Here is a 16,729-nt window from a genome sequence, read left to right as displayed (position 1 = left end):
GTACATTTAATAAATAATAACTACGTTTATGGCATCTCTTACACCACTGCATGGCACAGAATTAGTAGATTGTGCTAGAGCAAATGCCAAGCAAGGGATTGAAACCGCTGCTTATCAATGTGGCTATGGTCAAGACCTCAATAAATTTGCCCAAGAACTCAGACAAGCTTGTGAAGAAATGAATTTACAAGTGAAGGAACTCAGTGGATTGATTACTGAGCAGGACTTGATACTGCAATTAGGTACTGGCGAAATTGTTGCTCCAGATACGGAATCAGAATTGTAAAAGTTAAGTTAGTCATTTGTCCTTTGTCCTTTGTCATTTTTAGTGTGTTATTCACTAATGACTAATGACTAATGACCAATGACTCTTTTCATAACTTTAAAATTACCCGCGCCAAATTGAAATAAATTAAAACGCCTACGACATCAACTGCTGTGGTGATAAATGGTGCTGACATTAATGCTGGATCTAAACGCAGATAGCGAAATAGAAATGGTAGTGCTGAACCGGAGATCGAAGCTAAAATAGAAATAGCTACCAAACTAGTGCCTACAGCGATCGCTACTTCTAATCGTCCTTGCAGAAAATAAGCCCAAACAGTAGCGATCGTACCTAACATTCCTCCTAATAATGCCCCAGCGATCGCTTCCCGGCCGATTACCTGCAATGCACCAAGCGATCGGATTTCATCGGTATTCATCCCGCGAATCACTACTGTGGAAGATTGAGCGCCTACATTACCCCCAGTACCAGTCAACAAGGGGATAAAGGCCGTCAGTGTCACAACTTTTGTTAAAATATCTTCTTGTGACTTAATAATTGTGCCTGTGACGGTATTGGTTACAAGTAAGACCAATAACCAGACAACTCGCTTCCGAGCAATTTCCAGCAAATTCATTTGAAAATAATTGTCGCCCCCCGACTGCACACCACCACCCAAGGCATAGATATCCTCGGTGGTTTCTTGTTGCAGAATATCAATCACATCATCCACCGTAACAATACCTACTAGAAGCTGTTCTCGATCTACCACAGGCACAGCCAAAAAATCATATCTTTGGATTAATCTTGCAACTTCTTCTTGGTCTGTATCAGTGTAGACAAACACCACATCACGGGTCATAATTTCGCCAATAATTTGTTCAGGCTGAGACGTTACTAATTCCCGCAACGATACAATCCCCGTTAAGCGCCTTGCCGCATCCATGACATAAAGATAATAAATCATCTCACTGGCATTAGCTAAGTTGCGAATTCGCTCTAGAGCTTGAGATACTGTCAAGTTTTCTTTCAGCGAGATTAACTCTAGCGTCATAATTCGCCCAGCTGTATCAGCTTCATAACCCAATAGTTGGGCTGTAGCTTGGCGTTCTGCTGGACTCAGTTGTTCTAGCAAGCGATTGACAACTTTTGCCGGTAATTCATCAAATAACCTAGCTCGGTCATCCGGCGACATTTGATCGACAATATCGCAGACTTCCTGGCTTTTAAGTTCTTCGATTAACCGTTCTTGAACACTGTAGTCGAGATATTCATAAACTTCTATCGCCTCATCCTTAGAAAGCAAGCGAAAAGCCAAAGCGTGCATCGCTTCTGGTAAACCCTCAATTGCCTCGGCAATATCTGCAGGCTGCACGGGTACGAGAATAGATTTTGCTCCCTGCAAGTCTCCTGCTTCCAGGAGCATTTGCAGCTGAGTCCGCACTAAATCTCGCAATTCCCTGCGTGAGAGATTCTGGATGGTAGAGTTTAAATTGTTTGTCTCAGTCAAAGTCCACTTTCCTCAGCCAGTTTGAACAAGGTTGCTGCCCCTAGTCTAGGGGAAAGTGGGATGTGCAACGTCAAACTTGTAATTTTTCTGACTTGGAGTAAAGTGAAAACTTTTGTAAATGAACGAAAGAGTAGGGTTTCGGACGCTGACAATTCTTTGCTCGCGGCCCCTCGTAAACCCTGCAGGATAGCTACGCTTAAGGCGTAGCCTCTCATGGAGAAGAGAAACTGTCGCGTAGCGATTCGCAGGATAATCCACCCGCAACAAGGTTACTCAAAAAGTACGATTATTTCTTAATTCCAGCGGATTGTGTTTCCTAGCTTAAATGCATGAATGGTGAGGCTCTTGCAAAAGTTTTTGCTCCACTGATTTTAGGTTATTACTATATTTCTGCTGGTTCTGGTAAAAAGACATAAAGTAATAGTGAAGATGAAGTATAGATAAATATTAATTTTTCAAATCTTTAAATATTAAAATTTTTCTTTACCAAATTTTTATATAGTTAATAAATATGTAGATAAAACATATTAAATTATCCGGTACTTTGGCAATTTTTATTTAAAGATCATCAAAACTTTTATATTCCTTTAAAAAAGGATATATCAATGTGAATATTTAAACAAAGTTCCATAAATAAGATAGACATAACACCGCGATCTATTGTCAAATATGTAGAAGTAAAAGAATTACTTAAGTAATGTATGTAAAGTTATTGCATTTGACTAATTACGTATGTATCTGCTTTTCTTGGGCATCGCTTGCCTCAACGAATATGCATCTACACATCAGTGAGATTAGAGGCTGTCAAGAATTCAGAAATTTGTTGAAATAAAACAAATACTAATATGTTCTTCAACTAATTATTCATAATTAGCAATTACTAAATATATATTTATAAGTCAATCAATGATTAACTTATGAATATATTTTTATCAAGCTTTATGATGCATTCTTTGTTGAAAATACTCATCAATGCGAAACTAATCCTGAAACATTAATTATGGCATCAAATCAAGACTTATCAACATCTGTAAGTTCAGTAATTACTACTAAATCATCTCTAGAAAGCATTGATCAGGGACAAACCAGCATTTCTGCTCGGTCTAGCCTACTCTCTCAAGGAGATGGACTCAAGGCAGAGTATTACGACAACATCGACTTCACCAATCTGAAGGTAACTCGTACAGATCCAACGGTGAACTTTAACTGGCGCAATGGTTCTCCCGATCCGTTGATTGATGCAGATACCTTCTCAGCGCGCTGGACAGGTCTGGTAGAAGCCAAGTACAGCGAAACTTACAACTTCTACACCACTGCTGATGATGGTGTGCGACTGTGGGTAAATGGTCAACAAATCATCGATAAGTTTGTCGATCAACCTGCCACAGCATACAGTGGCTCGATCGCATTGGTTGCAGGTGAGAAATACAATATTAAACTTGAGTACTACGAAAATAAATCCAATGCCGTTTCTCAACTGGCTTGGTCAAGCACTTCTCAGGCGAAGGAAATCATTCCTCAGTCCCAACTGTATAGTAATGCCAGTACATCTAGTGGTAGTAGTAGTAGTAGTAGTAGTAGTGGCAACGGACTCAAGGCAGAATATTACGACAACATCGACTTTACCAATCTCAAGCAAACTCGCATAGATCCGACGGTGAACTTTAACTGGCGCGCTGGTTCTCCCGATCCGTCGATTGGTGCAGATACCTTCTCAGCGCGCTGGACAGGTCAGGTAGAAGCCAAGTACAGCGAAACTTATAACTTCTACACCACTGCTGATGATGGTGTGCGACTGTGGGTAAATGGTCAACAAATCATCGATAAGTTTGTCGATCAACCTGCCACAGCATACAGTGGCTCGATCGCATTGGTTGCAGGTGAGAAATACAATATTAAACTTGAGTACTACGAAAATAAATCCAATGCCGTTTCTCAACTGGCTTGGTCAAGCACCTCTCAGGCGAAGGAAATCATTCCTCAGTCCCAACTGTATAGTAATATCAGCACAACTAGTAGTGGCAACGGACTCAAGGCAGAATATTACAACAACATCGACTTCACCAACCTCAAACAAACTCGTACAGATCCGACGGTGAACTTTAATTGGGGCGCTGATTCTCCCGCTCCGTCGATTGATGCAGATACCTTCTCAGCGCGGTGGACAGGTCAGGTAGAAGCCAAGTACAGCGAAACTTACAAGTTCTACACCACTGCTGATGATGGTGTGCGACTGTGGGTGAATGGTCAACAAATCATTGATAAGTTTATCGATCAACCTGCCACCGAATCCAGTGGCTCGATCGCATTGGTTGCAGGTCAGAAGTACGATATTAAACTTGAGTACTATGAAAATAAATCCAATGCCGTTTCTCAACTGCGTTGGTCAAGCGCTTCTCAGGCTAAGGAAATCATTCCCCAGTCGCAACTCTATTCACCAGTTCTTGAAGCTAGCATCACATTAGGATCGTCTTCGATGACTGTGAACGAAGGTAGTGATAGTGTTACCGTAAAAATAATTAGAAGCGGAGATTCAAGTGGTACATCTTCAATTAAGTATGCAACTATAGGTAATACTGCCACAAAAGGAGTTGACTATGGGAGTGAAGGCGTTGAAAGTGCTGGAACACTTATTTTTGCGCCAGGACAAAGCAGCGCACAGGTATCCATTCCGATCAATGATGATTCCTCAATAGAAGCAGATGAAAGCTTTAGTTTTGTGATCGATCAAGCAGAGGGGGCAACACTAGGAGTCCAAAGAACTCTCTCAATTACGATTCAAGACAACGATCGCTCTGGTCTCGATTTCAGTCAGCCAGTAGTTAATGAGGGTGACGGTACTGCTAAGGTGACAGTTACACGGGGCAATGCTTCGGCGGCTGCTAGCGTGAGCTACATAACCCAAGATGGGACTGCTAAAGCTGGATCTGACTACCAGACTGTATCTGGAAGCTTGAGTTTTCTAGCCGGACAAACCAGCAACACCATTGTTATCCCCATTCTGAATGACAACGTTGGGGAATCAAATGAAACATTTGCTTTGAAGTTTAGTAACGCAGTTGGAGTGCAGCTAACTAATCAACAGACAAGTATCACTATTATTGATAATGACTCTGGTAACTTTGCTTTAGATACGGTAGCTTCTGGTTTGAATCAACCCACAGCTTTTGAATGGGCACCTGATGGTAACAGCATGTTCATTGCCCAGAAAAATGGGGTAGTGCGAGTCATAAAAAATGGTACCTTATTATCCACACCATTTACTGATATACGTGGAGAGGTAAATGATACGCGCGATCGCGGTCTGTTAGGCATTACCGTACATCCAGATTTTGGCAAAAATCCAAACGGCAACAACTATGTTTACCTGTTGTATACCTACGATCCACCAGAAACTAGTGTAAACAATCCGAAGAACAATCCCAATAGCACATTGGACGATCCTGACCAGAATGGAAATCGTACTGCACGGCTAAGTCGCTTTACAGCCGATCCCAGCACTAATTACACTACTGCTATTGCTGGCAGCGAAGTTGTGCTACTCGGCACAAATGGCACTTGGGCAAATATTAGCAAGCCAGATGGAAATAGTACAAATGTCTCACTTGGCTATGCACCATCAGGAATTCTCAACAAAGATACTGGTAAGCCGTTTACCAGCTTGCAGGATTATCTAAATAATCTCGATAAAGTCCAAAATGTCCAGAATTTTATAGCTAATGATAGTGAATCTCACTCAGTTGGTTCTGTGCGTTTTGGTACTGATGGTTCTCTGTTTGTTAGCTTAGGAGATGGTACTTCCTACAATGGGATAGACCCCCGAGCAATTCGCGTCCAGGATAAGAATAATCTGTCCGGCAAGATTCTGCGGATTGACCCGATTACTGGTAAAGGCTTATCAAGCAATCCTTTCTACAACGGTGACGCCAATAGCAATATTTCCAAAGTTTATGACTTAGGTCTGCGTAACCCCTTCCGTTTCACAATTGATAAAAAGACCAATACCCCCTATATTGGCGATGTTGGCTTCAGTACTTACGAAGAGGTCAATGTCGGAAAACCAGGAGCTAACTTTGGCTGGCCATTCTATGAAGGTGGCCTTGATGCAAATGGTAATATCGTCAGTTTGAAACAACCAGTCTACGCTAGTTTAGATCCAGCAAAAGCCTTCTATAATAGTGGCTCATCTGTTACAGAACCACTGTACACTTACAAGCATTTTGGTTCTAATTCGATTCTCGTGGGTGACTTTTACACAGGTAATACTTTCCCTTCAATCTATCAAGGTGCGTTATTCATTGGTGATTTCAGTCAAGGAACTATCGATGCTTTGATATTAGATAGTCAGGGCAAAGTTGTCTCAGTTAAGCAGTTTGCTTCCCAAACGGACAGGCCTAATCTAGGACTGCCTACACAAATCACCACTGGCCCTGATGGTAATCTGTATTACGCAAACTTGACCGGAGGCGAGATCGATCGCTTCCGACCTGTTTAGAGATGATATGATGTCCGGGTAATTAACCATAATAACCGGAACCCCACCCCGCAAAAGCTGCGCTTTAGCTCCCCTCCCCGCAAGCCTACGGTGTACACACAAGTCGAATTACCCCCCTTAATCCCCCCTTATAAAGGGGGGAAACAAGAAAATCCGGTTCCCTCCCCTTTATAAGGGGAGGGTTAGGGTGGGGTAAAACCTTGGTTAATCAGCTATTTCAGACTTGTGTGTACACCGTAGCCCCGCAAGCGGGGAGGGGTTGGGGGTGGGGTTCTTTTATTATGGGTGATTTGGCGGACATGATATGACTTGAAGGAGGCAGGAGGCAGGAGGCAGAAGGCAGGAGGGAGGAAGTAAACTCTTTATGTCTGGTTTTGAGTCCTGTACTTTATACCTCATCTAGTTGAAAACTGCTGTATCAGTTATCAGTGAACAGTTATCCAACTGTTCACTGATTTTGCTTATACCAATTCTGTATAAAGATACGCCAAATTATATAAGGAACGAACCGCAAAGGGCGCATTCGCGCAGCGTCTCGTAAGAGTTGGACACAAAGCAAGAAAGAAAATTTGGCGCAGCCTCACAAAGAAATGGTATTAAGATAACTTTGTCAGAAATCCTAACAATTTTTTGGTATTTGATGTTAGGAGTGTTCGACGATAAGCATCAGCGGCTTTTTTAATCGCTTCGGCTTGAGTGGGATAAGGATGAATTACACTGCTTAACTTGCTCAAACCAATCTTATTCACTATTGCCGTAGTCACTTCTGAAATCATCTCACCCGCGTGACTAGCGACAATAGTTGCACCGATAATTTCATCAGACCCCTTTTTATGGTGGATTTTGAGAAATCCTAACTCTTCACCATCTGCGATCGCTCGATCTACACTACTAAAAGGTATGTTGATGGTCGTCACCTCAATACCCAATTTCTGGGCCTCGTGTTCGTATAACCCGACGTGAGCAATTTCTGGGTCAGTATAAGTTACCCAAGGCATCACCAAACTACTGAGTTTCGAGCGTCCCAAGCCAAAGGGAGAAAACAGGGTATTTTTAATTACAATCCGCGCCGCTGCATCAGCTGCATGGGTAAACTTCCAGTTCATGCAGATATCGCCAGCTGCATAAATTTTGGGATTGGTCGTTTGGAGGTAATCATTTACCTTCACTCCTTGGTGCTTGTCGTATTCCACCCCCACTGATTCTAAATTTAAACCTTCCACATTTGGCGATCGCCCCGCACCGACTAAAATTTCATCGACTGTCACCGAATCTCGATGACCATTGGTGGAAAAATAAAGCCGTTTCCCCTGGGTGACAGTTACCACTTCTTCCAACTTGGAATTGAGTACTACGCGAATTCCTTCGTTAATCAAAACCTTTTGGAGAATATTAGCGGCTTCAGCGTCTTCTTTATTCAGGAGATGAGAACCGCTATGGAAAAGCACTACTTCACAACCCAAACGTCGGAAAGCTTGCGCTAATTCGCAACCAATGGGGCCGCCACCAATCACCGCCAAATGTTCTGGTCGTTGAATCAGGGAAAAAACCGTCTCATTAGTTAGATAACCCGCCTGTTCAATTCCCGGAATCGACAGTTGTGCAGCTCTTGCGCCAGTTGCAATGACAGCTTTTTTAAACTTGAGGGTTTTGTCCCCAACTTCCACGGTATTTTTACTTGCAAATCGACCGCTACCCAAAAAGACATCGACACCCAGGTTTTGAAACCGTTCCGCCGAGTCATTCTGGCTGACATCAGCCCTGATTCGCCGCATCCTGGCCATAACTTTGGAAAAATCAACATTAATATTATGTTGGGGAATATTAACTCCCAAACCTTTAGCATCCCAGATTTCGCCAACGACGCGGGCAGACCGAATAATAGTTTTAGATGGTACGCAACCAACATTTAAGCAATCTCCACCCATGAGATGCTTTTCAATCAACGCCACCTTTAAACCCAAATCCAGACCCGCCGCACCCGCCGCCACGACTAATCCCGCCGTACCAGCACCAATTACTACCAAGTCGTAAACATCGGTGGGTTGAGGATTAACCCAATTTGGTGGATGGACGTAAGACACCAACTTTTGGTTATACTCATCCATTGGGCGAACTGTGACTCTCTCTAAATCTGAATTGGTCATTGGCAAAACCTCTTTTAAAATTAAGAATCCCGATTAATTTAGGCGGCTCAGTCTTTTATTTTTTATGCTTGTTTAATAAGGAATACAGCCTTTGAATTGTTTTGTCCGTTTGGGAATTGACAGATATGATTGAAGCTTTCCTGTATAAACGTTTTTACAAGAGGAGTCAGGGGGCAGGGGGTAGGAGGCAGAGGGTAGGGGACAGAAGGAAACAGGTATGATTGAAAACTTTTGTTTTGGGTCTAGAGCCGCAGTTTAAAAAGAAGATACTGGTATGATACGCACGTCCTTGCTTTAATCCTACGTTTTGAAACGTAAATTCCTCCTGCCCCGTCTATGGTGTATACACAAGTCAGAAATAGTAGTCTGTCAAGGAATAATTGACGAGTATATTCTTTGTAGAGACGGCGATTTACCGCGTCTTGTTAACGTGCCAGTCTTTTAGACGCGATAAATCGCGTCTCTACATGGGGGTTTTCTGGCTGATCCCAAGCGTAGGGTAAAACTGGATCTGACTTGTGTGTATACCGTAGGCCTCCTGCCTCCTGCCTTTGTTTCCACCTTTACAATTCCTCTTCTAAAGCTTTGCGTGCAATCCGGGTTACATAAACTGTAACGGCAACTGTTGCAATCAAACCCAAAATGCGAATTGCCCATTGTAAAGTCGGGTTGGTAGGTTGAGCCTCAGTGCCAATCATCGCCAGATTACTTGCAAGGGAACCAATATAAACATACATGATGGTTCCGGGAATCATGCCTAGAGAGCCGATGAAGTAATCTTGAAGTGAAACTCCTGTGATGCCAAAGGCATAGTTAAGCAAATTGAAAGGAAATATCGGGGACAATCGCGTTAACAGGACAATTTTTAATCCTTCTTTACCTACCGCTTGGTCAATGGCGGCAAATTTTTTGTTATCTGCGATTTTACCAGCAACCCAACCCCTTGCTAAATAACGTCCAACGAGAAAAGCAGCGGTAGCGCCAAGGGTTGCACCGATAAACACGTAGAGAGAACCCAAAACTGCACCAAAAATCACACCAGCTCCCAAGGTGAGAATAGAACCTGGGAAAAAAGCAACAGTAGCGATAATATAAAGGGCAATAAAAGCTATGGCTCCCACTGCACCCAGGCTATCAATCCACTCCAAGGCTTCGCGTAAAATTGCTTGGGGATTAAAAGAATTTGAATTTGCCGATTCTTGTGCGAAAGCCGAGTCTGTATTTAATGAGAAAGCAGTCGCCAATATCAGTAATGTTAATACACTGAGGTTAAAAAACTTCTGCAAGTTTCTGGCATCAATAGTTTTAAATATCTGATTTATTGGGTGTTTTGTCATGGGTTGTTATTTTTTCTATTGCCACACTTTGAGCTAATGCTTTCTGAGCAACTTTTGTGATATACACAGTTACAGCAACGGTAGCAATCAATCCAACCACTCGCATTATCCATTGCCAGACTTGAGTTTCTGGAGTAATTGGTTGATGAGAGGTGTTAATCATGGCAAGATTACCAGCTAAAGAACCAATATAAACGTACATCACAGTACCGGGAATGATGCCGAAGGAACCTAATATATAGTCTTTGAGAGAAACCTGTGTTACTCCAAAAGCATAATTTAATAAATTGAAGGGAAAGACGGGTGAAAGACGAGTTAGCAAAACAATTTTCCATCCTTCTTTAGCAACTGCTAAATCAATCGCTTTAAATTTAGGATGTTTGTCCATTTGTCGAGAAACCCAATCTCGTGAGAGGTAACGTCCAATGATAAAAGCCAAGGTTGCTCCAATTGTTGCAGCAATTAGTACATATATTGACCCCCAAAATACTCCAAACAGACAACCACCTTTGAGAGTTAAAAGAGAACCTGGTATAAACAGTAATCTTGCTAAGTTGTAAATGACTATGTAGGCGATAGGCCCGAAAGCACCAAGACTGTGAACCCAAATGACTGAAGTCTGTAAAAGTCCCTGAAAATTTAACTGTTTAGCAGCAATTATGAGAGTGACAATCAGGCAACTTAGGAGTAGTAGTTTGAGTTTGGAATTTAATACAGGCTTCCTCATTTTTATAAGTTTTACCTTTAGAACCTGAAAGTTTATGTTCAGAACTTGAAAGTTCGTGTTCGGAACTTCAACACTGAAGCTCAACACCTCAAATCCAATGCTCCTAAGATATATTCCTACATGATAAACAGCTTAAAGCCTCTTAAATTTTTCTCGGCGATACCAGCGACAAATTCGCTCAGGTGAAACGCCGAGCAAATAAGCAATAATTACTATTTGATTAAGTAGCGTAGTTTTGAATACCCCCTTTTGCAACCATCTACGGGCTGAGGTGACAACTGGTGTAGAAATAATTACAACGCGTCCAATGCGTTTTAAACGACGCATGAGTTCAAAGTCTTCCATGATAGGCAATTCAGGAAAGCCGCCAATTTGCTGAAATACTTCTTTTGTTAAAAAAATTGCTTGGTCGCCATAAGGCATTTGGTAAAAATGCGATCGCACATTTACTCCCCACTCCACCCATCGTAAACTTAAAAGGGACGCATCAATCCGCAACTTAAAAGCACCAGCCACACTCCCAGGCTGTTGTAGTGCTGTGCGAATCATCTCATCAAACCCCGTTGGCAAACGGGTATCTGCATGGAGAAATAACAGAATCTCACCACTAGCCGCTACAGCACCAGCGTTCATCTGCACAGCACGGCCAGGGGTAAATGATGAAATAACTTTGACACCTAATGACTGGACTATTTCTACTGTGTCATCCTTTGAGCCACCATCTACTACTATGACTTCTATATTTATACTGAGTTGAGTTGTCGCAATTGCTTCTTTAATATTTCCTGCTTCATTAATAGCCGGAATGATAATAGAAATTTTACCAGCACCAATATTCTGACTCATGATTGCTGAGTTTGCTTTTCCGGTTGGTCAGGAAATGAACACTCTACCGTTACCTTAAGATTACTTTCAGCCGTGCCTTTAGTCACGTAAGGTATACCTTTAAAGAGTCTCAACGCACCAGCTGCCGATGGTGAAGCGATCGCTCAAATCTTACAACAATATGGTGAATTTCGGTTAACGCGGCTACCAGCAGTCAAAGACAAAGAAAATGAGACGATTCGCATTGGTAAGCAAACTAAAGTTAGTTTAACTCAGTTAGAAAAAGCGATCGTCCAATTGTTTAAGCCAGAAGGTAAGCCGCCAGACACAGCACTGCTCTATTTTTCTGGTCATGGATTGCGGAAAAACTTAGGAATTCAGGAAGGTTTTTTAGCAACAAGTGAAGTCAACCCCGACACTGGTAATTGGGGATTATCTTTGCAATGGCTGCGGCGACTACTGCAAGAAAGTGAAGTCAGACAACAAATTGTGATTTTGGATTGCTGCTATAGCGGGGAAGTGCTAAATTTTGCAGAGGCAGATCCAGGCGATAGAGGTAAAGGTAGAGACAGATGTTTTATTGCGGCTTCTCGTGATTTTGAAGTTGCTTTTGAAGATATTAACAGCCAACACAGCGTTCTCACCGCCTCACTGCTCAAAGGTTTGGAACCAAAACAAGAACGTTGGGTGAGTAACTACACCTTAGTAGACTTGCTCAATCAAGAATATCACCCCTTTCCCCAGCGTCCAATTTTTGCTAACTCTGGTGAAGCAATTAATCTCACCCGCAAATGGGATTCCTCTGTTGTTAACTCCACGGTACAAGTATCAGCTATTTGTCCTTACAAAGGTTTGTCCTATTTTGATTGTACAGAAGCAGATGCAAACTTATTTTATGGCAGAACAGCGTTAACCGACGAATTATTAGAAAAAGTGCGTTGCGGTAATTTTCTCGCTGTGTTGGGAGCATCAGGAAGTGGTAAGTCTAGTGTTGTCAGAGCGGGTTTACTTTATCAATTACAGTTAGGACGTAGGTTATCGGGTAGTGAAACTTGGCAGTTAAAAATATTTCGACCAGGGATTAACCCCTTACAAAATTTAGCACTGGCATTTGTAGAATCAGAATTATCAGATATTGAACGAGCATTTCAATTAGCAAAAGCTGAAGAATTAATTGCGAAAGGTGCAGCTGGTTTAGGACAGTTAATTACAGGTAGGCAAACTCAGCGCGTTGTGCTAGTGGTAGACCAGTTTGAAGAAGCTTTTACCCTATGCCAAGACATTGCAAAACGACAGCAATTTTTTGAATGTTTGCTAGGTGCTTTGCAGAGAAATGACAATAAACTTTGCTTAGTAATAACGATGCGAGTTGATTTTTTTGACAAGCGTATTAAACAGGAATATGGGGGACTAGCCAAGAAGATTCAGGATAATTTGGTGATAGTAACACCAATGAGTCGAGAGGAATTAACAAAAGCAATTTTCAAACCTGCAAAACAAGTGAACTTAGAAGTCGAACCTGAGTTAATTCTTCAGATGATTGTAGATGTAGAAAGCTCTCCGGTAAGTTTACCATTATTGCAGTACACGCTGACAGAAATATGGAAGCAAAGGACTGAGGAACGCTTAACCCTTAATACCTACACTCGACTGGGTGGAGTCAGAGGAACGCTTCAAAAACGCGCTACAGAAGTTTATGAGTCATTATTACCTGAAGAACAGCAGATAACAAAGCGGATTTTTTTAGAACTGACACAATTGGGAGAAGGAACAGAAGATACCCGCAAGCAGGTTTGGCAACGAGATTTCGTCACATTACAGTATCCAGAGGTTGTGATTAATAGCGTAATTCAACGGTTAACAGATGAGAAGTTAATTGTTACCAGTAGCTTGCTTAAGAAGGGGTCAGGTCTTGATCAAGTTGCTGTCATAGATGTAGCCCATGAAGCACTGATTCGCCATTGGTCGCTATTGCGCCAGTGGATTGAGGAAAATCGGGATATATTACGACAAAAGCGGAAAATTGAAGCGGCAGCTGTTGAATGGCGAGATCGGGGAAAGGCAGAAGATGACCTCTTTCAGGGAAACCGTTTGAGAAGTGCAAAGGATTTTCATGAGCAACAAGCTGAAGACTGGAAATTATCTGACTTGGCTATTGAGTTTATTCAAGTAAGCATTAAACAAAAACGAAATAATCGTCTTAAGTTCGTTGGTTTTGCCTTAATTATTCCGCTGGGTGTGTCAGTAATTCTGGGTATTGTTGTTGCCAAACGGATTCTTTGGCATACAGTCGATACTGTTAAAGGAAATGAGTACAGTCGGGAAAAAATTAAGGCACTGGAAACGCTTGTAAGACTTGGTGACAGTCTAGCTAACCAAGATTTCAGCCGTAATGACCTCAGTCGTGCAAACCTCAGTTCTGCTGATCTTAACGGTGCCATCCTCAACAGTACCATCCTCAACAGTGCCAACCTCAACCGCGCCAACCTCAGCCGCGCCAACCTCAACGATGCCAACCTCAACGATGCCAACCTCAACGGTGCTAACGTCACTGATGCCAACCTCAACCGCGCCAACCTCAACCGCGCCAACCTCAACGATGCCATCCTCAACAATTCCAAACTCAGCAGTACCAAACTAGACAATGCCGATCTCAGCAGCGCTAAACTCAACGGTGCCGACCTCAGCAGTGCCAACCTCAGCAATGCCAACCTCAGTAAAGCCGACCTCAGCAGCGTCAACCTCAGTAAAGCCAACCTCAGCAGCACTAATCTCAGTGAAGCCAATCTCAGCAAGGTCAACCTCAAAGGTGCTATTTACACTCATGAAACTAAATTTCCTGAGAATTTCGAGCTTACTAAGCAACAAATGTACTTAATTGCTCTTAATGCCGACCTCAGAGGTGCTGACCTTGGCGGTGCTAACCTCAGCTTTGCCAACCTTAGCGGTGCTGACCTCAGCAGTGCAAACCTCAAAGATGCTAACTTCACCTTTTTTACAAACCTTAGCAGTGCTAACCTCAGCAAAGCCGACCTCAGAGGTGTTGACCTCAGAGGTGTTAACCTCAGCAGTACCAACCTCAAAGATGCTATTTACACTCATGAAACTAAGTTTCCTGAGAATTTCGATCCTACTAAACAACAAATGTACCTAATTGCTCCTAATGCCAACCTCGCTGGTGCCAACCTCAGTGGTGCTAACCTCGGTTTTGCTAACCTCAGTGGTGCTTACTTCGGCTTTTTTGGCAACCTCAGTGGTGCTAACCTCATCTTTGCCAACCTCAGTGGTGCTGACCTCAGCCTTGCCAACCTCAGTGGTGCTGACCTCAGCTTTGCCAACCTCAGAGGTGCTGACCTCAGCTTTGCCGACCTAAGAGGTGTGAAAAACCTGACTGTTGAACAAGTTAAATCTGCTAAAAATTGGAAACAAGCAAAATACGACAAGGATTTTCGTACTAAGCTTGGTCTACCACCTGAACCACTTGATTTGACTTTCCAGCCTAATTTAGTATTCAAACTCAAACCAACTAAGTGAATTCCAAAGAATGAATTATGGCAAATATAACTGCCCTTAGTACAGTTATATTAACTAGCCCCAATAGTTACTTTGTCTGTCGCTACTAGCGCACCTAAAAGCGATTTATCAGAACATCTAATTTTCAAAAATGGCATCGAACAGCGATCGCAACAGACAAAAACGAACCCTGAAGTCACTCCCGTCAACTCTGAAGCCACTCCCGTCAACCCTGAAGCCACTTCCGGGAACTCTGCATCTAATCTGAAAAAATGGCATCAAAGAGCGATGCCTGCGGCGGGCTACGCCAACGCTTGACTCTGAAATTCATTGCTAAGTGATTTTTAACCCACATTCTGCAGATGTGACTCATATTACTGGTAATTTTTAAAAGTCAAACCCAGAAGATTATTCTCAAGTCTAAATTTTCTGGTTTAACTTCACTTTTTATTCAAATAATTAGCCAATCCCCCAGGAAGTTAATTTCATTTATTTAAAAATAGATTCATTCTCTCAATTAATCAACTTATTTATCCGAAATTAATCAATATAATCCCAGCCAAGAACATTGTCATCTTCGCTAAAATTTATATTTATTAAAGAATCTCTGCATTTTTTGTCAAATAAACCTTTTTAAAATCATCAGATAATATCGGCTACAACTCTGACCTAAATAATTCAGAATCTTTTGACGTTCCTCTGTTAAATTGCTCATTTGCTCCTGTCCATTTATGAGCAGCAAATGTACAGAAACTTTTATTCACACTTTTTTATTCACTTTTTCTACCAATTCTATCTCGTCTATTATTCCTGCTACTATACCTAAATGGTCTATATCTAGGACTTTTATTGCTTCTAATGCCTCATCCATGCTTTTTTTCTCTCTCTAATTGACGCTTATTGTTTTATATAAAAAAAGCCTGAAATGATTGTCTGATAATTATTTCAGGCTTAATATTCTCTAATTTCATAATTATTGAATCCGCTTTAATATTTGCGAAATGTGGGTTTTAATGAATGAATTATCGCAAACATAACCGCCCTTAGTAGAATTATATTAACTACCCCAATAGCTACTTTGTCTAGATTATCAGGGAGAAAATGCCAGCAAAAGATGTATACCATGATGCGGTTAAAAATGCCTTAATTAAGGATGGTTGGATAATTACAGCCGATCCTTATCTGATTAAATATGAAGAAGTTAAATTGTTTGCCGATCTTGCTGGTGAAAAGACCATTGCCGCGAGTAGAGAAGGAAAACAAATTGTTATTGAAATTAAAAGTTTTCTGGGTCGCTCTCCTATACGTGATTTGGAAACTGCATTAGGTCAGTATCTCATTTATAAAGCTCTACTTTCTCTTGAATAGCCTGAAAAGCAATTATATTTGGCAATAGGTGAAATAATTTACGAGGATTTTTTCCAAAATTTGCAATTAAATTTATTTTGGAACAATATCAAGTCTCACTATTAGTTGCTGAGGGGGCGACATGAAAGCTAAAACGTAGACAAAATAAGCTCCATAGCCCTCATACCTCGTAAATAATACTCGTTATTATTGCTATTTAATCTCATTAATTTTTGAACAATACACCAACAATTATCTATAAAACTTACGCAGATTTGACTATATAAACCGACATAAAAACTGCTATGCCTCCTGGTCACTCGTCCATATTCTTTGACTCTAGCAACATATTTTTGTACACCAATACGCTTAATTTTTTGCCCTTGAAAAGTGGACATACTATAAGCAAAAGATATTATTAATATCAGAGATATCAAGCGATTACCCGAAACATTTGTATCTTCTAGCTTGTAACCACCACTTTTAAAATCTCGAAACATCTCTTCAATGTCAAACCGCTTTTTATAAGCATTAATAGCCGAAGTAAGAGCGTTTAAATTTGT

12 protein-coding genes and 1 pseudogene are annotated in these 16,729 nt (G+C 41.5%); 5 read left to right on the top strand and 8 right to left on the bottom strand.

Features of this window, described 5'->3' with window-relative positions:
• The first annotated feature begins 28 nt into the window (after positions 1-28).
• Complete coding sequence (locus HWQ40_RS20315; RefSeq protein ID WP_292731336.1) at positions 29-286, top strand: hypothetical protein; 258 nt, start codon at positions 29-31, stop codon at positions 284-286.
• Between the two features lie 88 nt (positions 287-374).
• Here the strand turns inward: HWQ40_RS20315 and mgtE are convergent, their stop codons facing one another.
• Complete coding sequence (gene mgtE, locus HWQ40_RS20310) at positions 375-1,775, bottom strand: magnesium transporter (protein WP_292780972.1); 1,401 nt, start codon at positions 1,773-1,775, stop codon at positions 375-377.
• Between the two features lie 1,000 nt (positions 1,776-2,775).
• Between mgtE and HWQ40_RS20305 the strand changes: the two genes are divergently transcribed.
• Positions 2,776-6,270 (top strand): PA14 domain-containing protein, encoded by a 3,495-nt coding sequence (locus tag HWQ40_RS20305; protein WP_292780970.1) that lies wholly within the window; start codon positions 2,776-2,778, stop codon positions 6,268-6,270.
• Positions 6,271-6,866: 596 nt separating this feature from the next.
• On the opposite strand, the gene HWQ40_RS20300 is transcribed toward HWQ40_RS20305, so the two are convergent.
• The 5 genes from HWQ40_RS20300 to HWQ40_RS20280 form a co-directional block, all read right to left on the bottom strand.
• Positions 6,867-8,417: a mercuric reductase gene (locus HWQ40_RS20300; RefSeq protein WP_292780968.1), complete on the bottom strand. Its 1,551-nt coding sequence runs from the start codon at positions 8,415-8,417 to the stop codon at positions 6,867-6,869.
• A 563-nt stretch (positions 8,418-8,980) separates the two neighbouring features.
• On the bottom strand, positions 8,981-9,754 hold the full coding sequence (locus HWQ40_RS20295; RefSeq protein WP_292780966.1) for a TVP38/TMEM64 family protein: 774 nt from the start codon (positions 9,752-9,754) through the stop codon (positions 8,981-8,983).
• Positions 9,723-10,481 carry a TVP38/TMEM64 family protein gene (locus HWQ40_RS20290; RefSeq protein WP_292780963.1) on the bottom strand — a complete coding sequence of 253 codons (759 nt, stop codon included), beginning with the start codon at positions 10,479-10,481 and terminating at the stop codon, positions 9,723-9,725. Before HWQ40_RS20290 ends, HWQ40_RS20295 begins: the two co-directional genes overlap by 32 nt.
• 132 nt (positions 10,482-10,613) lie before the next feature.
• A complete protein-coding gene (locus tag HWQ40_RS20285) occupies positions 10,614-11,327 on the bottom strand; it encodes a TIGR04283 family arsenosugar biosynthesis glycosyltransferase (protein WP_292780960.1) in 714 nt (237 codons plus the stop codon).
• A complete protein-coding gene (locus HWQ40_RS20280) occupies positions 11,324-11,413 on the bottom strand; it encodes a hypothetical protein (protein WP_292781014.1) in 90 nt (29 codons plus the stop codon). The genes HWQ40_RS20285 and HWQ40_RS20280 overlap by 4 nt, the downstream gene beginning before the upstream one ends.
• A 7-nt stretch (positions 11,414-11,420) precedes the next feature.
• On the opposite strand from HWQ40_RS20280, the gene HWQ40_RS20275 reads away from it, so the two are divergent.
• The gene (locus HWQ40_RS20275; RefSeq protein ID WP_292781011.1) at positions 11,421-14,840 is read left to right on the top strand and encodes a pentapeptide repeat-containing protein; all 3,420 of its coding nucleotides are present in this window, start codon (positions 11,421-11,423) and stop codon (positions 14,838-14,840) included.
• Positions 14,841-14,912: 72 nt separating this feature from the next.
• Positions 14,913-15,137: a hypothetical protein gene (locus tag HWQ40_RS20270; RefSeq protein WP_292780957.1), complete on the top strand. Its 225-nt coding sequence runs from the start codon at positions 14,913-14,915 to the stop codon at positions 15,135-15,137.
• A 442-nt stretch (positions 15,138-15,579) separates the two neighbouring features.
• Here the strand turns inward: HWQ40_RS20270 and HWQ40_RS20265 are convergent, their stop codons facing one another.
• A complete protein-coding gene (locus HWQ40_RS20265; protein ID WP_292780954.1) occupies positions 15,580-15,690 on the bottom strand; it encodes a DUF4277 domain-containing protein in 111 nt (36 codons plus the stop codon).
• A gap of 230 nt (positions 15,691-15,920) precedes the next feature.
• Here HWQ40_RS20265 and HWQ40_RS20260 point away from each other — a divergent pair, with 230 nt between their 5' ends.
• A complete protein-coding gene (locus HWQ40_RS20260; RefSeq protein WP_366934014.1) occupies positions 15,921-16,187 on the top strand; it encodes an element excision factor XisH family protein in 267 nt (88 codons plus the stop codon).
• Between the two features lie 128 nt (positions 16,188-16,315).
• Here the strand turns inward: HWQ40_RS20260 and HWQ40_RS20255 are convergent.
• Positions 16,316-16,729, bottom strand: a pseudogene (locus HWQ40_RS20255) (IS4 family transposase); the annotation flags it as partial.

It is taken from the genome of Nostoc sp. NMS9 (genome assembly GCF_017114995.1).
Taxonomy (GTDB): Bacteria; Cyanobacteriota; Cyanobacteriia; order Cyanobacteriales; family Nostocaceae; genus Nostoc.
The sequence above is the reverse complement of the archived record's forward strand: the minus strand, read 5'-3'. Positions and strand labels throughout refer to the sequence as shown.